This window comes from Streptomyces sp. NPDC059875, from assembly GCF_042731085.1.
GTDB lineage: Bacteria > Actinomycetota > Actinomycetes > Streptomycetales > Streptomycetaceae > Streptomyces.
In genome coordinates this window covers 196,148-216,260 of the sequence record NZ_JBHWJZ010000006.1, presented here as the reverse complement: position 1 = coordinate 216,260, position 20,113 = coordinate 196,148, and the positions used below count along the sequence as shown (strand labels likewise).

Below are 20,113 nucleotides of genomic sequence, written 5' to 3'. Positions count from 1 at the left end.
CCATGCGGCGACAGAGGTCACTTCTGACAGTGGTCGCGCTCTGCCTCGGTGGAGCGCTGACCGCGTGCGGCAGCGGAGACGACGGCGAGGGCTACGCGGCGGTCGGCGCGGGCTCCTCCCCGAAGGGCGCGGTGCCGCCGTCCGGATCGGTCACGCTGGTCCCGCTCGACGGCCCGAAGCCGTCTGCGAGCGGTACGACCTCCAGCACGTCGTCACCCTCACCACGGCCACCGACGGCAACCCCGGGAACGACCCCGGCACCACCCGGCGGCGGTACGGGCACAGGTACGGATACGAGTCCGGGTACGGGTACGGGTCCGGGGACCTCGCGCCCCGGATCGACGACGGCGCCCGGTTCGACCCCGCCCCGCACCGCGACCGCGCCGCCCCCGGGCACGACGACACCGGCCCCGCCGCCCCCCTCGCCGACCGGCACCCCGGCCGGCCCCGCCATGCTCACCCTCTCCGCTCCCGTACTCGCGGACGCGGACCGGAGATGGTGCGAGCAGGTGACGGTCGGCTTCCGGAACACCGGTGGTACGGCGGCCACTTCGGGCACCGTCACCTTCGCCACGCACATCATCGGAGCGCTCGGCATCGACTGGGCGACGATCGAGTCGTCGCAGCCCCTGCCCGCCCCCATCGCGGCCGGAGCGACGACGACCCGGACGTACACGGTCTGCGTGGACTCGTGGCGCGTACCGCTCGGCATGCACGTGGACACCCAGAAGGTCACGGCGACCTGGAAGTGACCCCTGCGCCGTCGAACACCACGTCCCTCTGATTCCTCAGGCCAGAATCAGCGCGGCGGCGACCGGGGCCGCGTAGAGCAGCGGCCAGGCCACGTGCGGGTACCGGCGGGCGCGGATCACGGTGATGACGGCGCCGGCGAAGTAGAGGACCGTGGCGATCCCGGCCGCCAGGCCGATCGCCGGGACCCAGAGGCCGACCACGAGGCCCGCCGCGCCGGCGGCCTTCGCGGCTCCGAGCCAGGTCCACCAGGAGCGGGGGACGCCGTACTCGGTCAGCGGCTCGACGACCCACGGGGCCTTGATGAAGATCGAGAGGGCCGAGAAGCCGACCATGAACGCGGCGACCGCGGTGACGACGATGTAGGTGGTGGACATCGGAGACGCTCCTCGGATCAGGTGGCGGCGAGGGTTCTCGCTCGCTCACCTCACTGACGGAGCGTGTCGCGCATGTGTGACAGGGGAAAGCAGAATCACCGACCCAAGCCAATGATCATGGAACGGGGAGTCACGCCATGCGTGTGGTGTTGTCGACGTACGGGGCGCGCGGGAGCGTCGAGCCGATAGCGGGACTCGCGGTGTAGTGCAGACGGGCGCGTGGCTGCTGAGCGACGAACGGCCGCTGCCGGTGGAGCTGGTGGAGTTCCTGGACGCCGGTACGGCACCGGTGTACCTGGGCTTCGGCAGCACGCCCATGGGCGATCCGAAGGGCGTCGCCCGGGCGGCCATCGAGGCGATCCGGGTGCAGGGCCGCCGTGTCGTCGTCTCCCGTGGCTGGGCCGGCCTGGCCCCGATCGACGATCAGGACGACTGTTTCGTCGTCGGCGAGGTCAACCAGCAGGCGCTGTTCCGCCGGGTCGCCGCCGTCGTGCACCACGGCAGCGCGAGCACGACGACGACCGCCACGCAGGCGGGTGCGCCTCAGGTCGTCGTGCCCCAGGGCGGGGACCAGCCGTACTGGGCCGGCCGGGTGGCCGACCTGGGCATCGGCTCGGCACACGACGATCCGACGCCGACCACCGAGTCCCTGTCGGCCACGCTCAAGACGGCCCTGGCTCCCGAGACCCGGGAACGAGCCACCGCCGCGGCCGGCACGATCCGCACGGACGGGCTGACGGTGGCGGCGAAGCTGCTGCTCGACGCGGTCGGCTGAACGCCCTCCCGCCGGCCGTCCCCACTGAGCATTCACCCCTATCCATTGCAACATTCAGGGTAGGGGGTGTTGCATTGACGCCATCACCGTTGCAATGAAATCCCTGCATTCACCTGCACTGATACAGATTCAGCGCAACAAGCATGTTGCCCGATCTTTGAACGCAACGTAGCTTTTCCCTTGTCGGAAACAAGCACCGGCGCCAACGAGCAGACAAGGGAAGCATCATGCAGACGTTCGCCACCACCGCCCCGATCTCCGCCCTCCTCAACGTCCCCGCCGGGATCGTCCGGTTCATCGCCGCCGACCGCGCCGACACCACCGTCGAGGTCCTCCCCGCGAACGCCTCCAAGAGCCGCGACACGAAGGCCGCCGAGCAGACCACCGTCGACTACCGCGACGGCATCCTGCGGATCACGGCCCCCGAGGCGAAGAACCAGATCCTCGGCAACTCCGGCGTCGTCGAGATCACCGTCCAACTGCCCGCCGGCTCCCACATCGAGGCCAAGACCGCCTGCGCCGAACTCCACGGCGTCGGACGCCTCGGCGACGTCACCTTCGAAAGCGCCCAGGGCCCCATCAAGCTCGACGAGACCGCGAGCGCCCGCCTCACCCTCATGGCCGGCGACATCACCGTCGGCCGCCTCGGCGGCCCCGCCGAGATCACCACCCAGCAGGGCGACCTCCACATCGCAGAGGCTGCGAGCGGCGCGGTCACCCTGCGCACCGAATCCGGCGCCATCACCGTCGGCGCCGCCCACGGAGTCTCCGCCACCCTCGACGCCGGCACCGGCCACGGCCGCATCCACAACACCCTCAAGAACACCGACGGCGCCGACGCCACCCTCCACATCCACGCCACCACCGCCTACGGCGACATCACCGCCCGCAGCATCTGAACCGCCGACCCGATCCCCGTCCACCGCTCCTGACACCGGAAGAAGGCACACCCATGACCAGAAAGCAGTCCACCTGGACCGGCATGGTGGCGATCGACGACACCGCACTGGCCGTGAGCGACACCGGCGGCTCCGGCACCCCGGTGGTCTACCTCAACGGTTCGTACGCCGACCAGTCGCACTGGCGGCGCGTCATCTCCGAACTCGGCGGCGACTACCGACACATCAGCTACGACGAGCGCGCCCGCGGCAAGTCGAAGCGCGCCGGCGACTACTCGTTCGAGGCGTGCATCCGCGATCTCGACGCCGTGCTCGCCGCCAGGGGCGTGGAGCGGCCGATTCTGGTGGGCTGGTCCTACGGCGCCATGCTCGCCGTGCACTGGGCGTCCCGGAACCCGGACCGCGCCCTGGGGGTGGTCTCGGTGGACGGTGCCTTGGCGCACGAGTGGCTCACCGACGGCACCAAGGAACAGGTCCGCAAGCTGTTCCGCCGGCTGGGCACGCTGTTCCCGATCGCCCGCCCGCTCGGCCTGGCCGCGCGCATGAGCGCCGCACAGCACGCCGAGATCAACATCGAGATCAACGAGCTCTGCGCGCCCGCCGCCCTCAACCCGGTCTTCGACCGGCTGACCGTACCGACCCGGTACGTGCTCGCCTCCGGCGGCAACCTGGGCGGCGACGCGAAGGTGATGGAGAAGATCCGCGCCGACCTCGGCCCGGTGCTCGACCGCAACCCGAACATCGAGGTCAGCGCGAAGGTCCCGAGCAACCACTCCAAGATCCTGCGCAAGGACTTCCGGGCCATCGCCGACTCCGTACGCGAGATCGCCGCCGTCCGCACCCACGTGGCCGGTTGAGACGTGCGGGGCGTCACCCCGCCCGCGACTCGCAGACCGGGCGTCGGAACGAGGGCGGCCGAGCCGGTGGCCCGCAAGGGCCCCGGGCCTCGACCGCCCCGGAGACCCGAAGCCCGCGAGGGCTCAGCTCAGCCCAGGGCCAGCCAGGCCACCGCGGCCAGGACCACGATCGCCGCGACGACGCCGACGATGAGGCCCACGCGGGGGCCGGAGGACTGGGGCGCCGCCGCCTGGCGGCCGCCGCCCTGCGGGCCCTCGTCGACGAAGGCGCGGAACATCTGGGTGCTGCCGGCGGGGTCGTAGTTGCCCTCGGGGGCGGGGCCCTGACCGTACGGAGCTTGGGGGTTGTGTGCCATGAGCCAGGACCCTAGCGAACCCCGGGTGCCGCGCCCAAGCCCCGGTTCCGCCCGTACCCGTTCCGGCACCGATCCCCCGCACCGCCCCCACGCCCCTCCCTCACTCCCTTCCCGCGCTCTTCCCCCGTTCTCCCCTCCCGCCCCCAGGCCCCCTTTGCCGATTCTTTAGCGCCGTTTGACCGATTTAGTTTGCCTGGAGCAACCATCCATCTCTATGGTTGCCCTAAGCAACAAGATGCGGGAGTGCCCCATGGACACCGTGGCCACGCGGAATCGCTACGAGAACCTCGCCCGCCAGGTGAGCGCCATCGGCGCCGTGAAGCGCGGGCTCGCCCGCGTCCTGCCCGTCGAGTGCCAGGGCGGATCCGCCGCCGTACTGGCACTCCTGAAGCACCACGGCGACATGCGGATGGGCCGCATCTCGGAGCTGATGGCCGTCGACATGTCCGTCAGCAGTCGCCATGTGGCACACACCGTGGATCACGGCTGGGTCGAGCGGCTCCCGGACCCCGCCGACAAGCGCTCCCGGATCCTGCGGCTCACCACCGCCGGCCACGACATGCTCGCCGAGCTCGACCGGCGGGTGACCGAGACGTTCACCCGCAACCTCGCGGAATGGTCCGACGACGACGTCGAACTGCTCACCGTCCTGCTCGCCCGACTCCGCGACTCCTTCGGGGACTGCCGGGCCCACCACGCGTAACAGCAAAGGAAGTTCATGGCCACGACCACCCCCGCCCCGCCCACGCAGGCGGGCGGCCACACCTCCGGCGGGGCGCCCATGACGCACCGGCAGATCATGGAGGCGCTCTCCGGGCTGCTGCTCGGCATGTTCGTCGCCATCCTGTCCTCGACGATCGTCTCCAACGCCCTCCCCCAGATCATCACCGACCTCGGCGGCGGCCAGTCCGCCTACACCTGGGTGGTCACGGCCGCTCTTCTGTCGATGACCGCGACCACCCCCCTCTGGGGCAAGCTCGCGGACCTCTTCTCCAAGAAGCTGCTGGTCCAGATAGCACTGGTCATCTACGTCGCCGGCTCGGTCGTCGCCGGTCTCGCCCAGAACACCGGCATGCTCATCGCCTGCCGCGTCGTCCAGGGCATCGGCGTGGGCGGTCTGACCGCCCTCTCCCAGATCATCCTGGCCGCCATGATCGCCCCGCGTGAGCGCGGCCGGTACAGCGGCTACCTCGGCGCCACCTTCGCCGTCGCCACCGTCGGCGGCCCGCTGCTCGGCGGCGTCATCACCGACACCGACTGGCTCGGCTGGCGCTGGTGCTTCTACGTCGGCGTGCCCTTCGCGCTCATCGCGCTCCTCGTCCTGCAGAAGACGCTGAAGCTCCCGGTCGTGAAGCGCAAGGTCAAGGTCGACTGGACCGGTGCCTTCGTCATCAGCGCCGCGGTCTCCCTGCTCCTGATCTGGGTGACCTTCGCGGGCGACAAGTACGACTGGATGTCCTGGCAGACGGCCGCCATGGTCGGCGGCTCCGTCGTCCTCGGCGCGCTCTTCGTGTTCGTCGAGTCGAAGGCCGCCGAGCCGATCATCCCGCTGCGCCTCTTCCGTAACCGCACCATCACCCTCGCCTCGCTCGCCTCGCTCTTCGTGGGCGTCGCGATGTTCGCCGGCACGGTCTTCTTCAGCCAGTACTTCCAGCTGGCCCGCAACGAGTCGCCGACCATGTCCGGCGTCCTCACCATCCCGATGATCGCCGGTCTGTTCGTCTCCTCGACCGTCTCCGGCATGGTCATCACCAAGACCGGCAAGTGGAAGGCCTGGCTGGTCGGCGGCGGTGCCCTGACGGCCGGTGGACTCGGCCTGCTCGGCACGATCCGCTACGACACGGAGTACTGGCACATCGCGCTGTTCATGGGCGTCATGGGTCTCGGCCTCGGCATGATGATGCAGAACCTGGTGCTGTGCACGCAGAACCAGGTGGCCCCGGCGGACCTCGGTTCCGCGTCCTCCGTCGTCACCTTCTTCCGCTCGCTCGGCGGCGCGATCGGCGTCTCGGCGCTCGGCGCGGTGATGGCCAACCGGGTCACGCACTACGTCCAGGACGGCATGGCCGCCCTCGGCCCGAAGGCCGCGGGCATGGGCGGCGGCGGTACCAGCGGCTCCATCCCGGACATGGACAAGCTGCCGGCCCCGATCCGTACCGTCATGGAGGACGCGTACGGACACGGTGTCGCCGACATCTTCCTCTACTCGGCGCCGTTCGCCCTGCTCGCCTTCGTGGTGACGATCTTCATCAAGGAGGTCGCGCTGAAGAGCAGTTCGACCGGTCGGACGGACGCGGCGCCGGTGACGACGTCGGAGGAGCCGGTCGCCGTGAGCGCGCCGGTCGCCGTGTCCACCGGACTGACCATCAGCGGCACGGTCCGTACGGCCGAGGGGACGGACCTCCCCGGCGCGACGCTCACGCTGATCTCGCTCGGCGGGCAGCAGCTCGGCCGCTCGGTCGTCGGCGGCGAGGGCCGGTACGCCTTCGACGCCCCGGCCGCCGGTTCGTACGTCCTGATCGCCTCCGCCGACGGCTTCCAGCCGCAGGCATCCACGGTCGTCGTGAACGACGGTCCGCTCGCCCACGACGTGCTCCTGACCGGCACCAGCGGGCTCACCGGCGCGGTGACCGCCGCCGAGGGCGGCGCGCCGGTGGACGGGGCGATGGTCGTGATCACGGACGTCCGGGGCGAGGTGCTGGCCACCGGGAAGTCCGGCGCGGACGGCACGTTCGCCTTCGGCGAGCTGGTGCCGGGCGCGGTCACGGTCGCGGTCACCGCCGCCGGTCACCGCCCGCAGGCGCTGCCCGTCGAGATCGGCGGCCAGGGCGTGACCCGGCTCGACGTGGCCCTCGCGGCCGGCGCGGCCGTCCACGGCACGGTCCGCGCGGGGCTCGACCACCGGCCGCTGGCCGACGCGCGGGTGACCCTGGTCGACGCCGCCGGGAACGTGAAGGCGTCGGCGACGACGGACACGGACGGCGCGTACGCCTTCGCGGACCTGGACACCGGCGAGTACACGCTCATCGCGACCGGCTACCCGCCGGTGGCGGGCCGACTGACCGTGACCGGCGCCGGCGTCGACGGCCACGACATCGAACTCGCCCACCCGGGCGAGTGACCGACCCCCGGCCGCGCTTCGAGCGGAGGCGCGGCCGGGTCCGGGGCGGCAGGCACAGCGAGCGAGCCGAAGGGGCGCGCCGCTGTCGAAAAGGAGTGGGGGCACCTCCCGCCGAAGGCAGGGGGAGCGCGGAGGCCGCGAGGGACGAGCGGGCGAGCACGGTCGACTGTCGACAGCGGCTCAAGCGCCCCGGAGGGGAGCGAGCGCAAAAAGAGGGGACGGCCTGCCGCCCCGTAGTTCTCTGCGCAGAGTGAGGGTACGGATGGGACTGCACGCACAGGTACGGACCCGAGACGGGTGGCCGGTCCAGCACGCGGTGGTGACCGTGACGGACGGATCGGGCGGACAGGTCCTGCGGGCGGCTGCGGACGGGGACGGAGTCGTACGGGCCGAGGGCGCGCTGGCTCCGGGGGCGTACACGGTGGTGGTGACCGCGCTCGGCTACGCGCCGGACGCGCGCACGGCGCTGGTCGGCGGGGGCGGGCGGGCGGATGTGGGGACGGTCGTCCTGGGCCGCGCGGGCGGTACGGCACTGCCGCCGCCGGGCGCGTGGACCCTGGACGCGGCGCACTCCTCGGTCGGTGCGGTGGCCCAGCACCTGGGGATCTCCAGCGTGCACGGCCGCTTCACGGAGTTCACCGGCCGGATCGAGATCGCGCCGGACGTCCTGGCGTCGCGGGTGGAGGCGGTGATCGCGGCCGGCTCCGTCGACACGGGCAACGACCTGCGGGACAAGCACCTGCGGTCCGAGGACTTCCTGGACGTGGACCGCTTCCCGGAGATCACGTACCGCAGTACGGCGCTGCGGGCGGCGGGCCCGGACCGGTGGACCGTCGACGGCGAGCTGTCCCTGCGGGGCGTCACGCGGGAGGTCCCGCTGGACCTCAGCTACCTGGGGACGGGCGCGGATCCGTGGGGCGGGGTGCGGGCGGCGTTCCGCGCCGAGGCCGAACTGCGGCGCGAGGACTTCGCGATGAACTACAACCAGGTGGTGTCGGCGGGCATCGCGGCGATCGGCGCGACGCTGCGGGTGACGCTGGACATCCAGGCGATACAGGAGAGTTGAGCGGCCGCGGGCCCTCAGGACCGGCCGGGTCTCAGGACCGGCCGGATCTCAGGACCGGCCGGATCTCTAGGACCGGCCGGTCTCCCGGGCCACCATCACCTCGATGCCCGCGATCAGGACGTCGAGGGCGTAGGCGAAGTCCCGTTCCCACATGTCGCTGACGCTGTCGTGCGACGCGCGCTCGGCGAAGAGCTCCTCCATCTTCGCCATCGGCTCGGCGAGCTGCGGCTCGTCGCGGAAGGCGGCGACGGACTCCGTGTAGAACTCGTCCTGCGTCATGCCCGCCTCGGCCGAGCGCCGCGCGAACAGGGCCTCGACCGTGCCGTATCCGTACACGAACTGGAACACCGCCGACAGCGTGCCCGGCTGGCCGTGGACCGGGAGTCCGGTCGCCCGGACGGCGTCCTGGATCGCGACCCCGACGCCGAGCGCCCGCGGCCCGACGTTCAGATACACGCCGACGCAGGGCGAGACCCAGGGGTGGCGGACCAGCAGTCGGCGGTAGCCGAGCGCGAGGGTACGGAGCCGGTCGCGCCAGTCCTCGGCCGCGGCGACGGCCTCCAGGTCGATCTCCTCGTAGACGGCGTCGAGGGCGTACTCGATGATGTCGTCCTTGGTGTCCACGTACCAGTACAGCGACATCGCCGTGACGCCCAGTTCGGTCGCCAGCTTGCGCATCGAGAGGCCGGCCAGGCCGTCCTCGTCCAGCATCCGGATCGAGGTCGCCACGATCCGGTCGCGGTCGAGGCCGGCCGGGCCGCCTCCGCTGCGCGGGGTCCGCTTCTCGAGCCACACGCTGGAACCCGCCGGGTTCTTGGCCCGGTCGCCGGCCTTGACCATCGCGTTCCTCCGTGAGCTCACTGTCAGCGGTCCTTCACCATGCTATGCAGCCGCTTCCTTCTTCTCGGACCGCTCCGCCCGCCGCAGCAGCGCCGCCGCGAGCAGGCCGCCCGCGAAGACGGCGACCGCGCCGACCAGCTGGCTGGTCTGGAGGCCGGAGGCGAAGGCGTCGGAGATCTCCGCCCGTTCGGCGTCGCTGCCGGCCGCCTTGAGGGCCGCGGGCAGCGAGGTGGCGGTGACCGCGACGAGCGCCGCGAACCGGGCGTTGAGGACGGCTCCGAGGACGGCGACGCCCAGGCCGTTGCCGAACTCGGCGAGGGTGCCGTTGATGCCGGCGCCCACGCCCGCCTTCTCCGGCGGGATGGCGCTCATGATGGCGTTGGCCATGGCCGGGGAGGAGACCGCGATGCCCGCGCCCATCAGGACCAGGCCGAGCAGCATCCCCCAGTAGCTGCCGTCCGTACCGCCGCCGAGCACGGCGATCGAGGTGAGGCCGCCGGAGACCAGGGTCATGCCGAGCAGCACCGCCACCGGCGTACCTATCTTCATGACGATCCGCGGGCCGACACCGGTCAGGTTGAGACCGACGATCGTCAGCGCGAGCGGCGCCATCCGCAGACCGGCCTCGAGCGGCTCGTAGCCGAGGACGAACTGCAGGTGCTGGGTGAGGAGGAAGAGCGAGCCGCCCATGCCGAAGACGACAAGCAGCGAGCCCCCGATGGCACCGATGAACTTCTGGTTCCGGAAGAAGTGCATGTCGAGCATCGGGTACGGGATGCGCAGCTCGTACAGCGCGAAGGCGCCGAGGACGAGGGCGCCGACGGCGGCCGGGAGCAGCACCTCGGCGGAGGTCCAGCCGTGCTCGGGGCCGGTGATGATCGCGTACACGACGGCCGTCATACCGATCGTGGAGAGCAGCGCGCCGATCAGGTCGGGGCGATCGCCCTGGGGGTTCTTCGACTCCGGTACGAGCTTGAGGACGGCGATCAGGCCGATCAGCGCGACCGGGATGTTGATGAGGAAGATCATTCCCCACCAGAAGTGGTTCAGGATGACGCCGCCGATCAGCGGGCCGCCGGCGAAGCCGAGCGAGCTGACCGTGGACCAGAGGGCGATCGCCTTGACCCGCTCCGAGTCGTCGAAGATCTGCATCACGACGGCGAGGGTGGTGGTCATCAGCAGCGCGCCGCCGACGCCCATGCCGGCGCGGGCGGCGATCAGCTGCCCGGTGGAGTCGGCGAGGCCGGCGGCGAGCGAGCCGATGCCGAAGAGCGCGAGGCCGACGGCGAGGAGCTTCTTGCGGCCGTAGCGGTCGGCGGCGTTTCCGGCGGTGAGCAGGAGGCCGGACTGGACGAGCGAGTACGCGTTGATCATCCACTGGATGTCGGTGGTGGACGCGTCGAGTTCGGAGGTCAGCGAAGGGATCGCGACGCTCAGAACGGTGTTGTCGAGCAGCACGGTGAGCTGGGCGAGGCAGATGACGCCGAGGATCAGCCAGCGCTGCGGGTGCCCGCCGGTGGTGGGTTTCCCGGCGATGGGTTCGTTCGCGGCGGTCGTCGCCGTCATGGGACAGCACTCCTTGTACGGTGTACGGGACTAGGTCTCGTACACCGTACAAGGAGTCTCTTACGCTGTATAGCGATTACTTCTTCTCGGTCAGGTCATAGAGCGTGGCGCCGTCGACAGTGACCTGCTCGAAGGTGGCCGTGACCCACTCGGAGATCTCCGAGTTGCCACCCATCCCGCCACCGCCGCCGCTGCCACCGACGAAGTAGTGGATCTTCCCCTGGGCCACGTACTGCTTGAACTGGGCGAGGGTCGGGGACGGGTCGCTGCCGTTGAAGCCGCCGATCGCCATCACCGGCTTCTCGGTGGCGAGCTGGTAGCTGGCCGCGTTCTGCGCGCCGACCGCCGCGGCGACCCAGGTGTAGTCGTCGGCGTCGGCGAGGAGGGCGGCCTTGGCCTTCGAGCCGACGCTCGCGCCGTTGAGCAGCCCGCCCATGCCGCCGCCACCGCCGGGGCCGCCGCGCTCGCCGGTCGCCGTACCGGTACCGGTACCCGTGCCCGTGCCGGTGCCCTGGGGCGGGGTGCCGCCGGGGCCGCCGGGCATCTGCCCGCCACCGGTTCCCCCTGGCATCTGGCCCTGCTGACCACCCTGGCCACCTTGGCCGCCCGGCATCTGGCCCCGCTGGCCGCCCTGACCGTCCTGACCACCCTGACCGTCCTGGCCTGCGGGCATCTGACCGCCGGGCATCTGGCCGCCCGGGGCTTCGCCCCCGCCCATCCGCATGCCGCCGCCCGGACGCCCGCCGAAGCCGGCCCCCGACGGACCCGCCGTCACGATCGACCCCTGGTGGCCGCTGTCCAGCGTCGCCAGCGTGTACGCCAACGGCCCCGCGAGCCCCGCCGCCAGACCGAGCCCCGCGATCCCGAGCCCGATCCGCCGGTCGAGGCGTCCGGCGAGCAGCAGCCCGATCGCGGCGAGCGAGCCCGCGACCAAGACCGCCCAGCGCAGCCACGGCAGCCAGTCGGGTGTCCGGCCGAGCAGGACGTACCCCCAGACCGCCGTCGCCGCGACCGTCACTGCGAGGGTCGCGGAGGCGAGGAACCGGCCGCGCTCCTCCCACAGGACGCTCGCGCCCATGCCGACGAGCGCCGCGACGTACGGGGCCAGGGCCACCGTGTAGTACTCGTGGAAGATGCCGGCCATGAAGCTGAACACGGCCACCGTGATCAGCAGCGAACCGCCCCAGACCAGGAACGCGGAGCGCGCCGTGTCCGTCCGGGACGAGCGCCAGGTGATCACCAGACCGGCCACCAGGAGGATCAGCGCGGCGGGGAGCAGCCAGGAGATCTGACCGCCGACGGCGTCGTTGAACATCCGCCCGATGCCGGTCTCGCCCCAGCCGCCGCCCTGACCTCCGCCGCCGCCCCCGCGGCCCCCGCCGCCGACGCTTCCGGTCTCGTTGCCGTTGATCCGGCCCAGGCCGTTGTAGCCGAAGGTGAGCTCCAGGAAGCTGTTGTTCTGCGACCCTCCGACGTACGGACGGGAGGACGCCGGCCACAGCTCGACCAGGGCCACCCACCAGCCGGCGGAGACGATCATCGCCAGCCCGGCCAGGGCCAGTTGGCCGAACCGGCGACCGATGCCGGCCGGTGCGCACACCGCGTACACGAGCGCGAGCGGCGGGAGGATCAGGAACGCCTGGAGCGTCTTGGCGAGGAACGCGAGGCCGAAGGCGACCCCCGCCCACACCAGCCACTTCGTGCCGCTCTTCGCGCCCTCGAGGGCGCGCAGGACGCAGTACACGGCGACCGTCATCAGCAGGGCGAGCAGCGCGTCCGGGTTGTTGAAGCGGAACATCAGCGCGGCGACCGGGGTGAGCGCGAGCACCGCGCCCGCGAGCAGCCCGGCGCCCGCGCCGAACCGGCGCCGTACCGCCGCGTAGAGGACGGCGACGGTCGCCACCCCCATCAGCACCTCGGGCAGCAGGATCTGCCAGGACCCGAGCCCGAAGAGACGCACGGACAGCGCCATCGGCCAGAGCGCGGCCGGCGGCTTGTCGACGGTGATGGCGTTCGCCGCGTCGAGCGAGCCGAAGAAGAACGCCTTCCAGCTCTCGCTGCCGGCCTGGACGGCGGCGGAGTAGAAGGAGTTGGCGTAGCCGGAGGAGCTCAGGTTCCAGAGGTAGAGCAGCGTGGTGGCGAGGAGGAGGCCGAGGAACGCGGGGCGCACCCAGGGCGCGTCCTCGGCCCGCCCGCGCCAGACGCGGGCGAGGCGGCCGGGCGGCGCGGCATGGGCAGCGTGCGCCGGGGGCGCGGAAGGCACGGAAGGCGTGCCGTACGAGGTGGTCATCGGGTGTTCCTTGAGGAGGAGGCGTCCGGGAAGACCCAGAGCCGGAAGAGGAGGAAGCGCACGACGGTCGCGGCGAGGTTGGCCACGACCAGCACGGCGAGTTCGGTGGAGTGGGCGGGGTCGCCGGTGGCCGCGCCGAGCGCGGCGAGCGAGCCGCTGGTCAGGGCGAGACCGATACCGAAGACGACGAGCCCCTGCGCCTGGTGACGGACCGCACGGTCCCGGCCCCGCACCCCGAACGTGAGACGCCGGTTGGCGGCCGTGTTGGCGACGGCGGAGACCAGCAGTGCTGCCGCATTGGCGAGTTGGGAGCCGACGCCGAGCCGGAAGGCCGAGTACAGCGCGACGTAGAAGAGGGTGGACAGCACGCCCACGACACAGAAGCCGACCAGCTGCCGGGCCAACCCGCGCGGGACCCCGGCCAGTTCACGGTCCCGGGGGTCGTCCCCGAAGGGCCGGGAGAGCCGGTCGAGCGGCAGCGAGCCGGTGGCGAGCGCCCGGCCCACCCGCCAGACGCCCTTCAGGTCGTCGGTGGCCGTCTTCACGATGTGGACGGTGGAGTCGGGGTCGTCGACCCAGTCGACCGGGACCTCGTGGATGCGCAGCCCGGCGCGCTCGGCGAGGACGAGCATCTCGGTGTCGAAGAACCAGCCCGTGTCCTCCACCATCGGCAGCAGCCGTTCGGCGACCTCCCCGCGTATCGCCTTGAACCCGCACTGCGCGTCGGAGAACCGGGCGGCGAGCGAACCGCGCAGGATCAGGTTGTAGGCCCGCGAGATGAACTCCCGCTTCGGCCCGCGCACCACCCGCGAGGAGCGGGCGAGCCGGGAGCCGATCGCCAGGTCGGAGTGGCCGGAGATGAGCGGCGCGACGAGCGGCAGCAGGGCGTTCAGATCGGTGGAGAGATCCACGTCCATGTAGGCGAGGACGGGCGCGTCCGAGTGCGACCAGACGGTACGCAGCGCCCGCCCCCGCCCTTTCTCCTCCAGCCGTACGGAACGCACCTCGGGCAGCATCGCGGCGAGCGTCGCGGCCACCTCGGGCGTCCGGTCGGTGGAGGCGTTGTCGGCGACCGTGATGCGGAAGCCGTACGGGAAGGTGCGGGAGAGGTGGTCGTGGAGCCGCAGGACGCACGGCTCCAGGTCCTTCTCCTCGTTGTAGACGGGAATCACCACATCGAGGACGGGCCGCCCGGCCACACCGACGGGCAGATGCTCCCGGGCGGGCAGGGTGCCGGGCGTGGGTCCCGCGATCGTTTGGGTTCGCATGGCACAGACCCTCGCCGCGCCCGCTGTCACCGCTGTGTGATCAGCCTGTGCCCTGCCTGTGAGTCGACTTCGCGCGGGAGGCGCACGACGAAGAGGGTCCGCCCAGGAACGCTGCTGACGCCGACGTCGCCGCCGTGGGCGACCGTCACCGCGCGGACGATGGCGAGGCCGAGCCCGGTGCTGCCGGCGTGCCGTGAGCGGGAGGCGTCGCCGCGGGCGAACCGCTCGAAGACGGCGGGCAGGAGCTCGGGCGGGATGCCGGGCCCGTCGTCCTCGATCTCGACGAGGGCGTGACCGCCCGCTGTCCGTACGCGGGCGGTGACGGTCGTACCCGGCGGGGTGTGGGTCCGGGCGTTGGCCAGGAGGTTGACCAGGACCTGGTGGAGGCGTGCGCTGTCGCCGCGTACCGTCACCGCCGACCCGTCGTCTTCGGGCAGTTCGAGCCGCCACATGTGGTCCTGACCGGCCGCGCGGGCGTCGGAGAGCGCGTCCACGACCAGGGGAGCGAGATCGGTGCTCTCGTAGGAGAGCGGGCGTCCGGCGTCCAGCCGGGCGAGCAGCAGCAGGTCCTCCACCAGACCCGTCATCCGGGTCGCCTCGGACTCGATCCGCCCGAGCGCGTGCCGGGTGTCGGGCCCGCACTCCTCCCGGCCGCGCCGGGTCAGCTCCGCGTACCCCCGGATCGACGCCAGCGGCGTGCGCAGCTCGTGGCTGGCGTCCGCGACGAACTGCCGTACCCGCGTCTCGCTCTGCTGACGGGAGTGGAGCGCGGAGTGGACATGGTCGAGCATCCGGTTGATGGCCGCACCGACCTGCCCGACCTCGGTGCGCGGATCCGCCTCCGCGACCCGGTGGTGGAGGGCCGGCTCACCGCTGTGCAGCGGCAGTTCGGAGACCTGGGTGGCGGTCGCGGCGACCCGCCGCAGCGGCCGGAGCGCGATCCCGACCAGCGCCCCGCCGGCCAGCGAGGCGGCGACGAGACCGGCGCCCGTGACGCTCACCTCGACGAGGATCAGCGTGGAGAGGGAGCTCTGGAGCTCGGTGAGGGGGAGCCCGACGAGGAAGTCGCCGTTGCCGCCGCTGACGTAGACGACCCGGTAGTCCCCCAGGCCCGGCAGCTCGACGGTGTGCGGCCGGCTGTCGCGTGACACGGCGTCCAGGGCGGCGCGCTGCGCCTCGTCGAGCGGGGTGCTCTTGTCCTGCGGCCGATACCCGTCCTGCTCGACCTCGACGGACCGGTCGGCCTCGCCCAGCGTGCCGCCGTCCACGACCACCGCGCCGACCGTGCCGAGCGGGGCGCCGGGCCCGAGGACGAAGGCGAGCGGGTCGCCGCCCGGCTCCTGGGAGCGCAGGGCGGGAGGCGGCCCCATCGCGCGGGCCGAGACGTTCCGGAGCCGCTCGTCGGCCTGGTCGTACAGGTACGAGCGGTACGCGATCGTCGTCACCGTCCCGATCACGGCCGCGACGACCGCGATCAGGGCGACGGCGGAGACGACGAGCCTGGTGCGGAGCGACCAGGAACGGGGGCGGCGCATCGGCGGACTACTCCCCCGGCTTGATGAGATAGCCCGCCCCGCGCCGGGTGTGGATCATGGGGGAGCGCCCCGCGTCGATCTTCCGCCGCAGGTAGGAGATGTACAGCTCGACGACGTTGGCCTGGCCGCCGAAGTCGTACGACCACACCCGGTCGAGGATCTGCGCCTTGCTGAGCACCCGGCGCGGATTGCGCATGAGGTAGCGCAGCAGCTCGAACTCGGTGGCCGTGAGATGGATCGACTCGCCGCCGCGCGTGACCTCGTGGCTGTCCTCGTCCAGGGTCAGGTCACCGACGACGAGCAACGACTCGCTGCGCGCCTGCCCCGCACCGGACCGCCGGATCAGCCCGCGCAGCCGCGCCACGACCTCCTCCAGGCTGAACGGCTTGGTGACGTAGTCGTCGCCGCCCGCCGTCAGACCGGCGATCCGGTCCTCGACGGCGTCCTTGGCGGTCAGGAACAGCACCGGCACCTCCGGCTGCTCGCGCCGCAGCCGGCCGAGCACGGAGAGCCCGTCCATGTCGGGCAGCATCACGTCGAGGATCACGGCGTCGGGCCGGAACTCCCGCGCGGCGCGCAGGGCCCCGGCGCCGTCGCCCGCGCTGTGCACCTGCCAGCCCTCGTACCGCAGGGCCATGGAGAGGAGCTCGGCGAGCGACGCCTCGTCGTCCACGACGAGAACGCGGACGGCCGAGCCGTCGGGCCGGAGCATGTCAGTACGCCCCCGGGGCTTGGTCGCGGTCGACTTGGTCGACGCCGGCTTGGTCGCAGTCATACGGCCACGCTGTCCCGAGGTACTGAGAGCGTCCTTTCCCTTACCTGTGAATTCCCTGAGAAACCTGAAAGTCCACAGCGTCCTGGGGGAAGAGCGCGGCGCCGTTCTCGTACAGCACCCGGCGCATCCAGTCGTCGCCGAGGCCGAGCCGTTCGAGGGCCTGGAGCTGGTGGACGTACGGGTAGGGAATGTTCGGGAAGTCGGAGCCGAGGAGGATCCTGTCCCCCAGCTCGCGCAACCGGGGAAGCTCGGCGACGGGGAAGGGCGCGAGGCGTTCGCTGAAGTCGGTGAAGGCCATGGTGGTGTCGAGGTGGACGCCTCCGTACCGTTCGGCGAGGTCGAGGAAGTCGGCGTACTCGGGCATCCCCATGTGCGCGCCGATCAGCCGCAGCCGGGGATGGCGGGCGAGCAGCCGGCCGACGGGCCCGGGGCCGGTGAACTTGCCGGGGGCGGGTCCGGAGCCGCAGTGGATGACGACGGGCACGCGGGCGTCCGCGAGAGCACCCCAACTCGCCTCGAGCAGCGGATCGTTGGGATCGAACCCGCCGACCTGGAGGTGCACCTTGAAGACGCGGGCCCCGTCGTCGATGGCCTGCCCGACGTAGGTGGTCGCGTCCGGCTCCGGGTAGAGGGTGGCGGTGTGCAGACAGCCGGGCGTACGGGCGGCGAAGTCGGCGGCCCAGCCGTTGAGCCACGGGGCCATGCCGGCCTTGTGCGGATAGAGCATCGAGGTGAAGGCCAGGACCCCGAACTCGCGGAGGAGGGCGACCCGGCGGTCCTCCTCCTCGCGGTAGGTGATGGGCCACTCCATGCCGGTGAGGGGGCCGACGGAGTCGAAGTAGGCCCAGACCTTGTCGAGGACGTTCTGCGGCATGAAGTGGGTGTGGACGTCGATCAGGCCGGGCAGCCCGAGCCGCCGGACGAACTCTCGGGGGTCATCCCTTGTCAAAGCCGTAACTCCGCTCGACCTTGCCGATGTGGACGCTGTAGCTCTCGTACCAGTGTTTCCGGCCGTGACGCTTGGCCTCCTGGTGCTCGGGCTCGAGCCGCCAGGCGTCCAGGGACTCGAGGTCGCGGAAGTAGGCGACGGTGATGCCGATGCCGCCGGGGGTGCGGGCGGACTCGTAGCCGAGGAAGCCGGGGACGTCCTTGACGAGCTCCTGCATACGGGCGCTGGTCTCGGCGTACCCCTCGGGGGCGTCGGGACGGATCGAGGTGAAGACAGCGGTGTAGTAGGGCGGTTCGAGGCCCGCCACCAGGTTCGGGGTCATGTGGATCACCCTCCGCCGGGCGCGGTGGCCGTGTCCATACGGGCCGCCGGAAGGGATCCAAGTCTTTACTCCGGGAACAGCCCGTCCTGGACGTCGGTGTTCGCCTTCTTCACGGGCACGGTGACGGACGGCGTACCGGCCTCCGCCGCGACGAGCCCCCAGCCACGCATCAGACGGGTGTCGAGGGCGAGCACGCGCCCATCGGCGTCGAGAAGGTGCAGGTCAGGCCCTGCGGCGGCAAGGAGCCGCCCGGCGACGACGCCGTCCTCGACGAGTTCGGTGACGGTGCCGGCGAGCGGGGGCAGGCCGTCGAGGCGGAAGGCCTCACCGTGGTCGTACGCCCGGAACTCCAGCCGTTCCAAGGTCTCGGTCCACCCGGCGAGCCCGGTGGCCCGCCCGTACAGGACCTCGATCTCGCGGCGGCGCGCGTCCGGGTCCGGCAGTTCGTGCCGTACGGCGCGCTTCTGCGCGTACGGAATCCGGTCGGGCACCTTCAGGGCGTGCCGCAACAGCTCCTCGGTCCGCCGCGCGGCCATGAGCGGCCCCCGCCCGAGCCAGCTGAAGGCGACGGCCCCCTGCTCCAGGAGCCGGGCGTCACCCCGCTCCTCGGCGGTGATCCCGACCTTGGTCATCCCGGGCCCGAACCAGGCGAGGTAGACGCGGTACGTCCGCGGATCGTCGGCGATCGTGTCGGCGGCGACCGAGTGGGCCCGGTCGAGCCGCGCGCATTCGGGGCACTGCCCGCCTGTGGCACGCGCCGGAACGGTCGCTTCGAGCGGGCAGGGGTTGCCGCGGGCACCCGGGCACCGCCGGCCGCCGACGGCCCGGAAGGCGATCTGCTGCCCGTACGCGAGCACGGACACCCGCCCACCCTCCCAGCGGAGCCCGGGAACACCCCCGCTCCACCGCATCCCGGCACATCGCCACACCACGCGCTCGCTCCACCCCGTCCGTCGTCACCGCCCAGTCTCCCAGTCCGCCGGACAGGCCCTAGGGCAGCACGTAGATCCTCGCCCCGTCGCGGGCGGACCCGGTCTGCCGCATGCACCCCCGCTCGACGAGCAACCCCACACAGTCCTGCACCCGCTCGACCGCGAGCCCGGTCCGCTCCGCGATCTCCTCCAGCCGGTACCGCGCGCCGCCGCGCACGAGCGCGGGCGCGAGGTAGGCGGCGACGGCGTGCACGTCACCGGTGACGGCGAGGTGGTCGGTCTGCCAGGAGGCGAGGAGCTCCTGCGGAGTCATGGCGGGCCGCGCGACGCGCTGGGCGGGAAGGGCGAGCCGCTCGAGGGAGTCGGCGATCCGGGAGAGCGCCTGGGCGGTCGCCTGCTGCGAGCGGTTCGTCTCCTGCATGAGCGCGAGGCGCTCGGACTCACGGGCGGCGAACTCCTCGTCCAGCCGCAGGTTCCGCTCCTCGAGCCGCACGATGATGTCGGCGACGGCTTGGGGCATGACGTACCCGGGATGCACGGGAGACGGTTCGAGGGCGTAGGAACCGTCACGCTGGATGGTGGCGATGACTTCGGAGACCCAGGCTTTGAAGGGGGCGCACTCGGGCTTGGTGCAGGCGTTGACGAGCTGGATGAGTCCTTGGAGATTCACCATGCGCATCGACTTCTTGAAGCCGTGACCTGCAATGTTGCGTGAAGCGTCTGCTCCACAGACGCTTCGTGCAACATCACCGAACACCACGTGACTCTCGGTTTCCACATGTGCAAGCAGCGCCTGACGTGTGTTCACGTACCCAAGATGCCTCGCCACATCCACGGCCGGGAACCAGTGCGTCCCGTCCGGCATCGTCAGCCTCCGCAGCCGCGCGCCTGTGGCCGCGAACACGAAGTCGTTGATGTCGATCGCGTCCTTCTTCTGCCCGTACTGCTCGTCCTGCCTGTACTGCTCGTCCATCGAGCATCACCTCCACGAGGGAAGCTAGGCCCAAGGCATATTCAACTGTCATGACAATCAGTCCTGTTCACCCGATTGTGTCGAGCACGGTTCGCCACCCAGCAGGCAGGAACACGTACTCGATCGAGTCGCGAGATGGAGTGACAGGCGTACGAGAGTGGTACATCCGTGCAGCATCATCGTTACAGTGCGTGGTCATGAAGCTGGTGGTCAAGGTCAAGCTCCAGCCGACGCCCGCACAGGCGGCGGCACTGGAGGCAACCTTGCGTGCATGCAACCGGGCCGCCATCCACGCCTCCAACGTCGCGTTCGCGAGCGGTGTAAAGGACCGCAACAGCCTGCAGAAGCTCGTGTACGCGGATCTCAAGGGCAATTTCGGGCTCTCGGCTCAGCCGGCAGTACGAGTCGTGAAGAAGGTCGTGGACGCATAGGCCACGCTACGAGCACAGGCCCGATCCAGGG

20 protein-coding genes and 1 pseudogene are annotated in these 20,113 nt (G+C 71.4%); 8 read left to right on the top strand and 13 right to left on the bottom strand.

The features are described 5' to 3' along the window. Positions 1–91 precede the first annotated feature (91 nt). Positions 92–454: a hypothetical protein gene (locus tag ACFV9D_RS10125; RefSeq protein ID WP_385143651.1), complete on the bottom strand. Its 363-nt coding sequence runs from the start codon at positions 452–454 to the stop codon at positions 92–94. On the opposite strand from ACFV9D_RS10125, the gene ACFV9D_RS10120 reads away from it, so the two are divergent. Beyond that, a complete protein-coding gene (locus tag ACFV9D_RS10120) occupies positions 453–752 on the top strand; it encodes a hypothetical protein (protein ID WP_385143649.1) in 300 nt (99 codons plus the stop codon). The genes ACFV9D_RS10125 and ACFV9D_RS10120 overlap by 2 nt on opposite strands. Before the next feature lie 36 nt (positions 753–788). Here ACFV9D_RS10120 and ACFV9D_RS10115 read toward each other — a convergent pair whose 3' ends face one another. Next, positions 789–1,127: a DoxX family protein gene (locus ACFV9D_RS10115; RefSeq protein ID WP_385143647.1), complete on the bottom strand. Its 339-nt coding sequence runs from the start codon at positions 1,125–1,127 to the stop codon at positions 789–791. A 202-nt stretch (positions 1,128–1,329) separates the two neighbouring features. Between ACFV9D_RS10115 and ACFV9D_RS10110 the strand changes: the two are divergent. The 3 genes and pseudogenes from ACFV9D_RS10110 to ACFV9D_RS10100 form a co-directional block, all read left to right on the top strand. Further along, positions 1,330–1,902, top strand: a pseudogene (locus ACFV9D_RS10110) (glycosyltransferase); the annotation flags it as partial. Positions 1,903–2,129: 227 nt separating this feature from the next. Beyond that, on the top strand, positions 2,130–2,801 hold the full coding sequence (locus ACFV9D_RS10105) for a DUF4097 family beta strand repeat-containing protein (RefSeq protein WP_385143645.1): 672 nt from the start codon (positions 2,130–2,132) through the stop codon (positions 2,799–2,801). 53 nt (positions 2,802–2,854) lie between these two features. Continuing rightward, the gene (locus ACFV9D_RS10100) at positions 2,855–3,658 is read left to right on the top strand and encodes an alpha/beta fold hydrolase (protein ID WP_385143643.1); all 804 of its coding nucleotides are present in this window, start codon (positions 2,855–2,857) and stop codon (positions 3,656–3,658) included. A 128-nt stretch (positions 3,659–3,786) separates the two neighbouring features. Here ACFV9D_RS10100 and ACFV9D_RS10095 read toward each other — a convergent pair whose 3' ends face one another. Then, on the bottom strand, positions 3,787–4,014 hold the full coding sequence (locus ACFV9D_RS10095) for a hypothetical protein (protein WP_385143641.1): 228 nt from the start codon (positions 4,012–4,014) through the stop codon (positions 3,787–3,789). Positions 4,015–4,273: 259 nt separating this feature from the next. On the opposite strand from ACFV9D_RS10095, the gene ACFV9D_RS10090 reads away from it, so the two are divergent. The 3 genes from ACFV9D_RS10090 to ACFV9D_RS10080 all read left to right on the top strand — a co-directional run bounded on the left by ACFV9D_RS10090 (position 4,274) and on the right by ACFV9D_RS10080 (position 8,201). Next, positions 4,274–4,717, top strand: coding sequence for a MarR family winged helix-turn-helix transcriptional regulator (locus tag ACFV9D_RS10090; RefSeq protein WP_385143864.1), 444 nt, complete (start codon positions 4,274–4,276; stop codon positions 4,715–4,717). 15 nt (positions 4,718–4,732) lie between these two features. Next, positions 4,733–7,135 carry an MFS transporter gene (locus ACFV9D_RS10085; RefSeq protein WP_385143639.1) on the top strand — a complete coding sequence of 801 codons (2,403 nt, stop codon included), beginning with the start codon at positions 4,733–4,735 and terminating at the stop codon, positions 7,133–7,135. A gap of 262 nt (positions 7,136–7,397) precedes the next feature. Further along, positions 7,398–8,201, top strand: coding sequence for a YceI family protein (locus tag ACFV9D_RS10080; RefSeq protein WP_385143637.1), 804 nt, complete (start codon positions 7,398–7,400; stop codon positions 8,199–8,201). 66 nt (positions 8,202–8,267) lie between these two features. On the opposite strand, the gene ACFV9D_RS10075 is transcribed toward ACFV9D_RS10080, so the two are convergent. The 10 genes from ACFV9D_RS10075 to ACFV9D_RS10030 all read right to left on the bottom strand — a co-directional run bounded on the left by ACFV9D_RS10075 (position 8,268) and on the right by ACFV9D_RS10030 (position 19,651). Beyond that, complete coding sequence (locus ACFV9D_RS10075) at positions 8,268–9,041, bottom strand: TetR/AcrR family transcriptional regulator (RefSeq protein WP_385143862.1); 774 nt, start codon at positions 9,039–9,041, stop codon at positions 8,268–8,270. 42 nt (positions 9,042–9,083) lie between these two features. Beyond that, positions 9,084–10,607, bottom strand: coding sequence for an MFS transporter (locus tag ACFV9D_RS10070; RefSeq protein WP_385143635.1), 1,524 nt, complete (start codon positions 10,605–10,607; stop codon positions 9,084–9,086). A gap of 76 nt (positions 10,608–10,683) precedes the next feature. Continuing rightward, complete coding sequence (locus ACFV9D_RS10065; protein WP_385143633.1) at positions 10,684–12,897, bottom strand: ArnT family glycosyltransferase; 2,214 nt, start codon at positions 12,895–12,897, stop codon at positions 10,684–10,686. Further along, positions 12,894–14,165: a glycosyltransferase gene (locus ACFV9D_RS10060; RefSeq protein WP_385143631.1), complete on the bottom strand. Its 1,272-nt coding sequence runs from the start codon at positions 14,163–14,165 to the stop codon at positions 12,894–12,896. The genes ACFV9D_RS10065 and ACFV9D_RS10060 overlap by 4 nt, the downstream gene beginning before the upstream one ends. A gap of 26 nt (positions 14,166–14,191) precedes the next feature. Next, on the bottom strand, positions 14,192–15,700 hold the full coding sequence (locus ACFV9D_RS10055) for a sensor histidine kinase (protein ID WP_385143629.1): 1,509 nt from the start codon (positions 15,698–15,700) through the stop codon (positions 14,192–14,194). A 7-nt stretch (positions 15,701–15,707) separates the two neighbouring features. Further along, complete coding sequence (locus ACFV9D_RS10050; RefSeq protein ID WP_385143627.1) at positions 15,708–16,475, bottom strand: response regulator transcription factor; 768 nt, start codon at positions 16,473–16,475, stop codon at positions 15,708–15,710. Between the two features lie 40 nt (positions 16,476–16,515). Then, positions 16,516–17,424, bottom strand: a complete 909-nt coding sequence (locus ACFV9D_RS10045) for an amidohydrolase family protein (protein WP_385143625.1) — start codon at positions 17,422–17,424, stop codon at positions 16,516–16,518. Further along, positions 17,411–17,746 (bottom strand): antibiotic biosynthesis monooxygenase family protein, encoded by a 336-nt coding sequence (locus tag ACFV9D_RS10040; protein WP_385143623.1) that lies wholly within the window; start codon positions 17,744–17,746, stop codon positions 17,411–17,413. The genes ACFV9D_RS10045 and ACFV9D_RS10040 overlap by 14 nt, the downstream gene beginning before the upstream one ends. Positions 17,747–17,811: 65 nt before the next feature. Further along, positions 17,812–18,657 (bottom strand): DUF2797 domain-containing protein, encoded by an 846-nt coding sequence (locus ACFV9D_RS10035; protein WP_385143621.1) that lies wholly within the window; start codon positions 18,655–18,657, stop codon positions 17,812–17,814. 79 nt (positions 18,658–18,736) lie between these two features. Beyond that, complete coding sequence (locus ACFV9D_RS10030) at positions 18,737–19,651, bottom strand: Bro-N domain-containing protein (RefSeq protein WP_385143619.1); 915 nt, start codon at positions 19,649–19,651, stop codon at positions 18,737–18,739. A 197-nt stretch (positions 19,652–19,848) separates the two neighbouring features. Here ACFV9D_RS10030 and ACFV9D_RS10025 point away from each other — a divergent pair, with 197 nt between their 5' ends. Continuing rightward, positions 19,849–20,082, top strand: coding sequence for a hypothetical protein (locus ACFV9D_RS10025; RefSeq protein ID WP_385143617.1), 234 nt, complete (start codon positions 19,849–19,851; stop codon positions 20,080–20,082). The last annotated feature ends 31 nt before the right edge of the window (positions 20,083–20,113 follow it).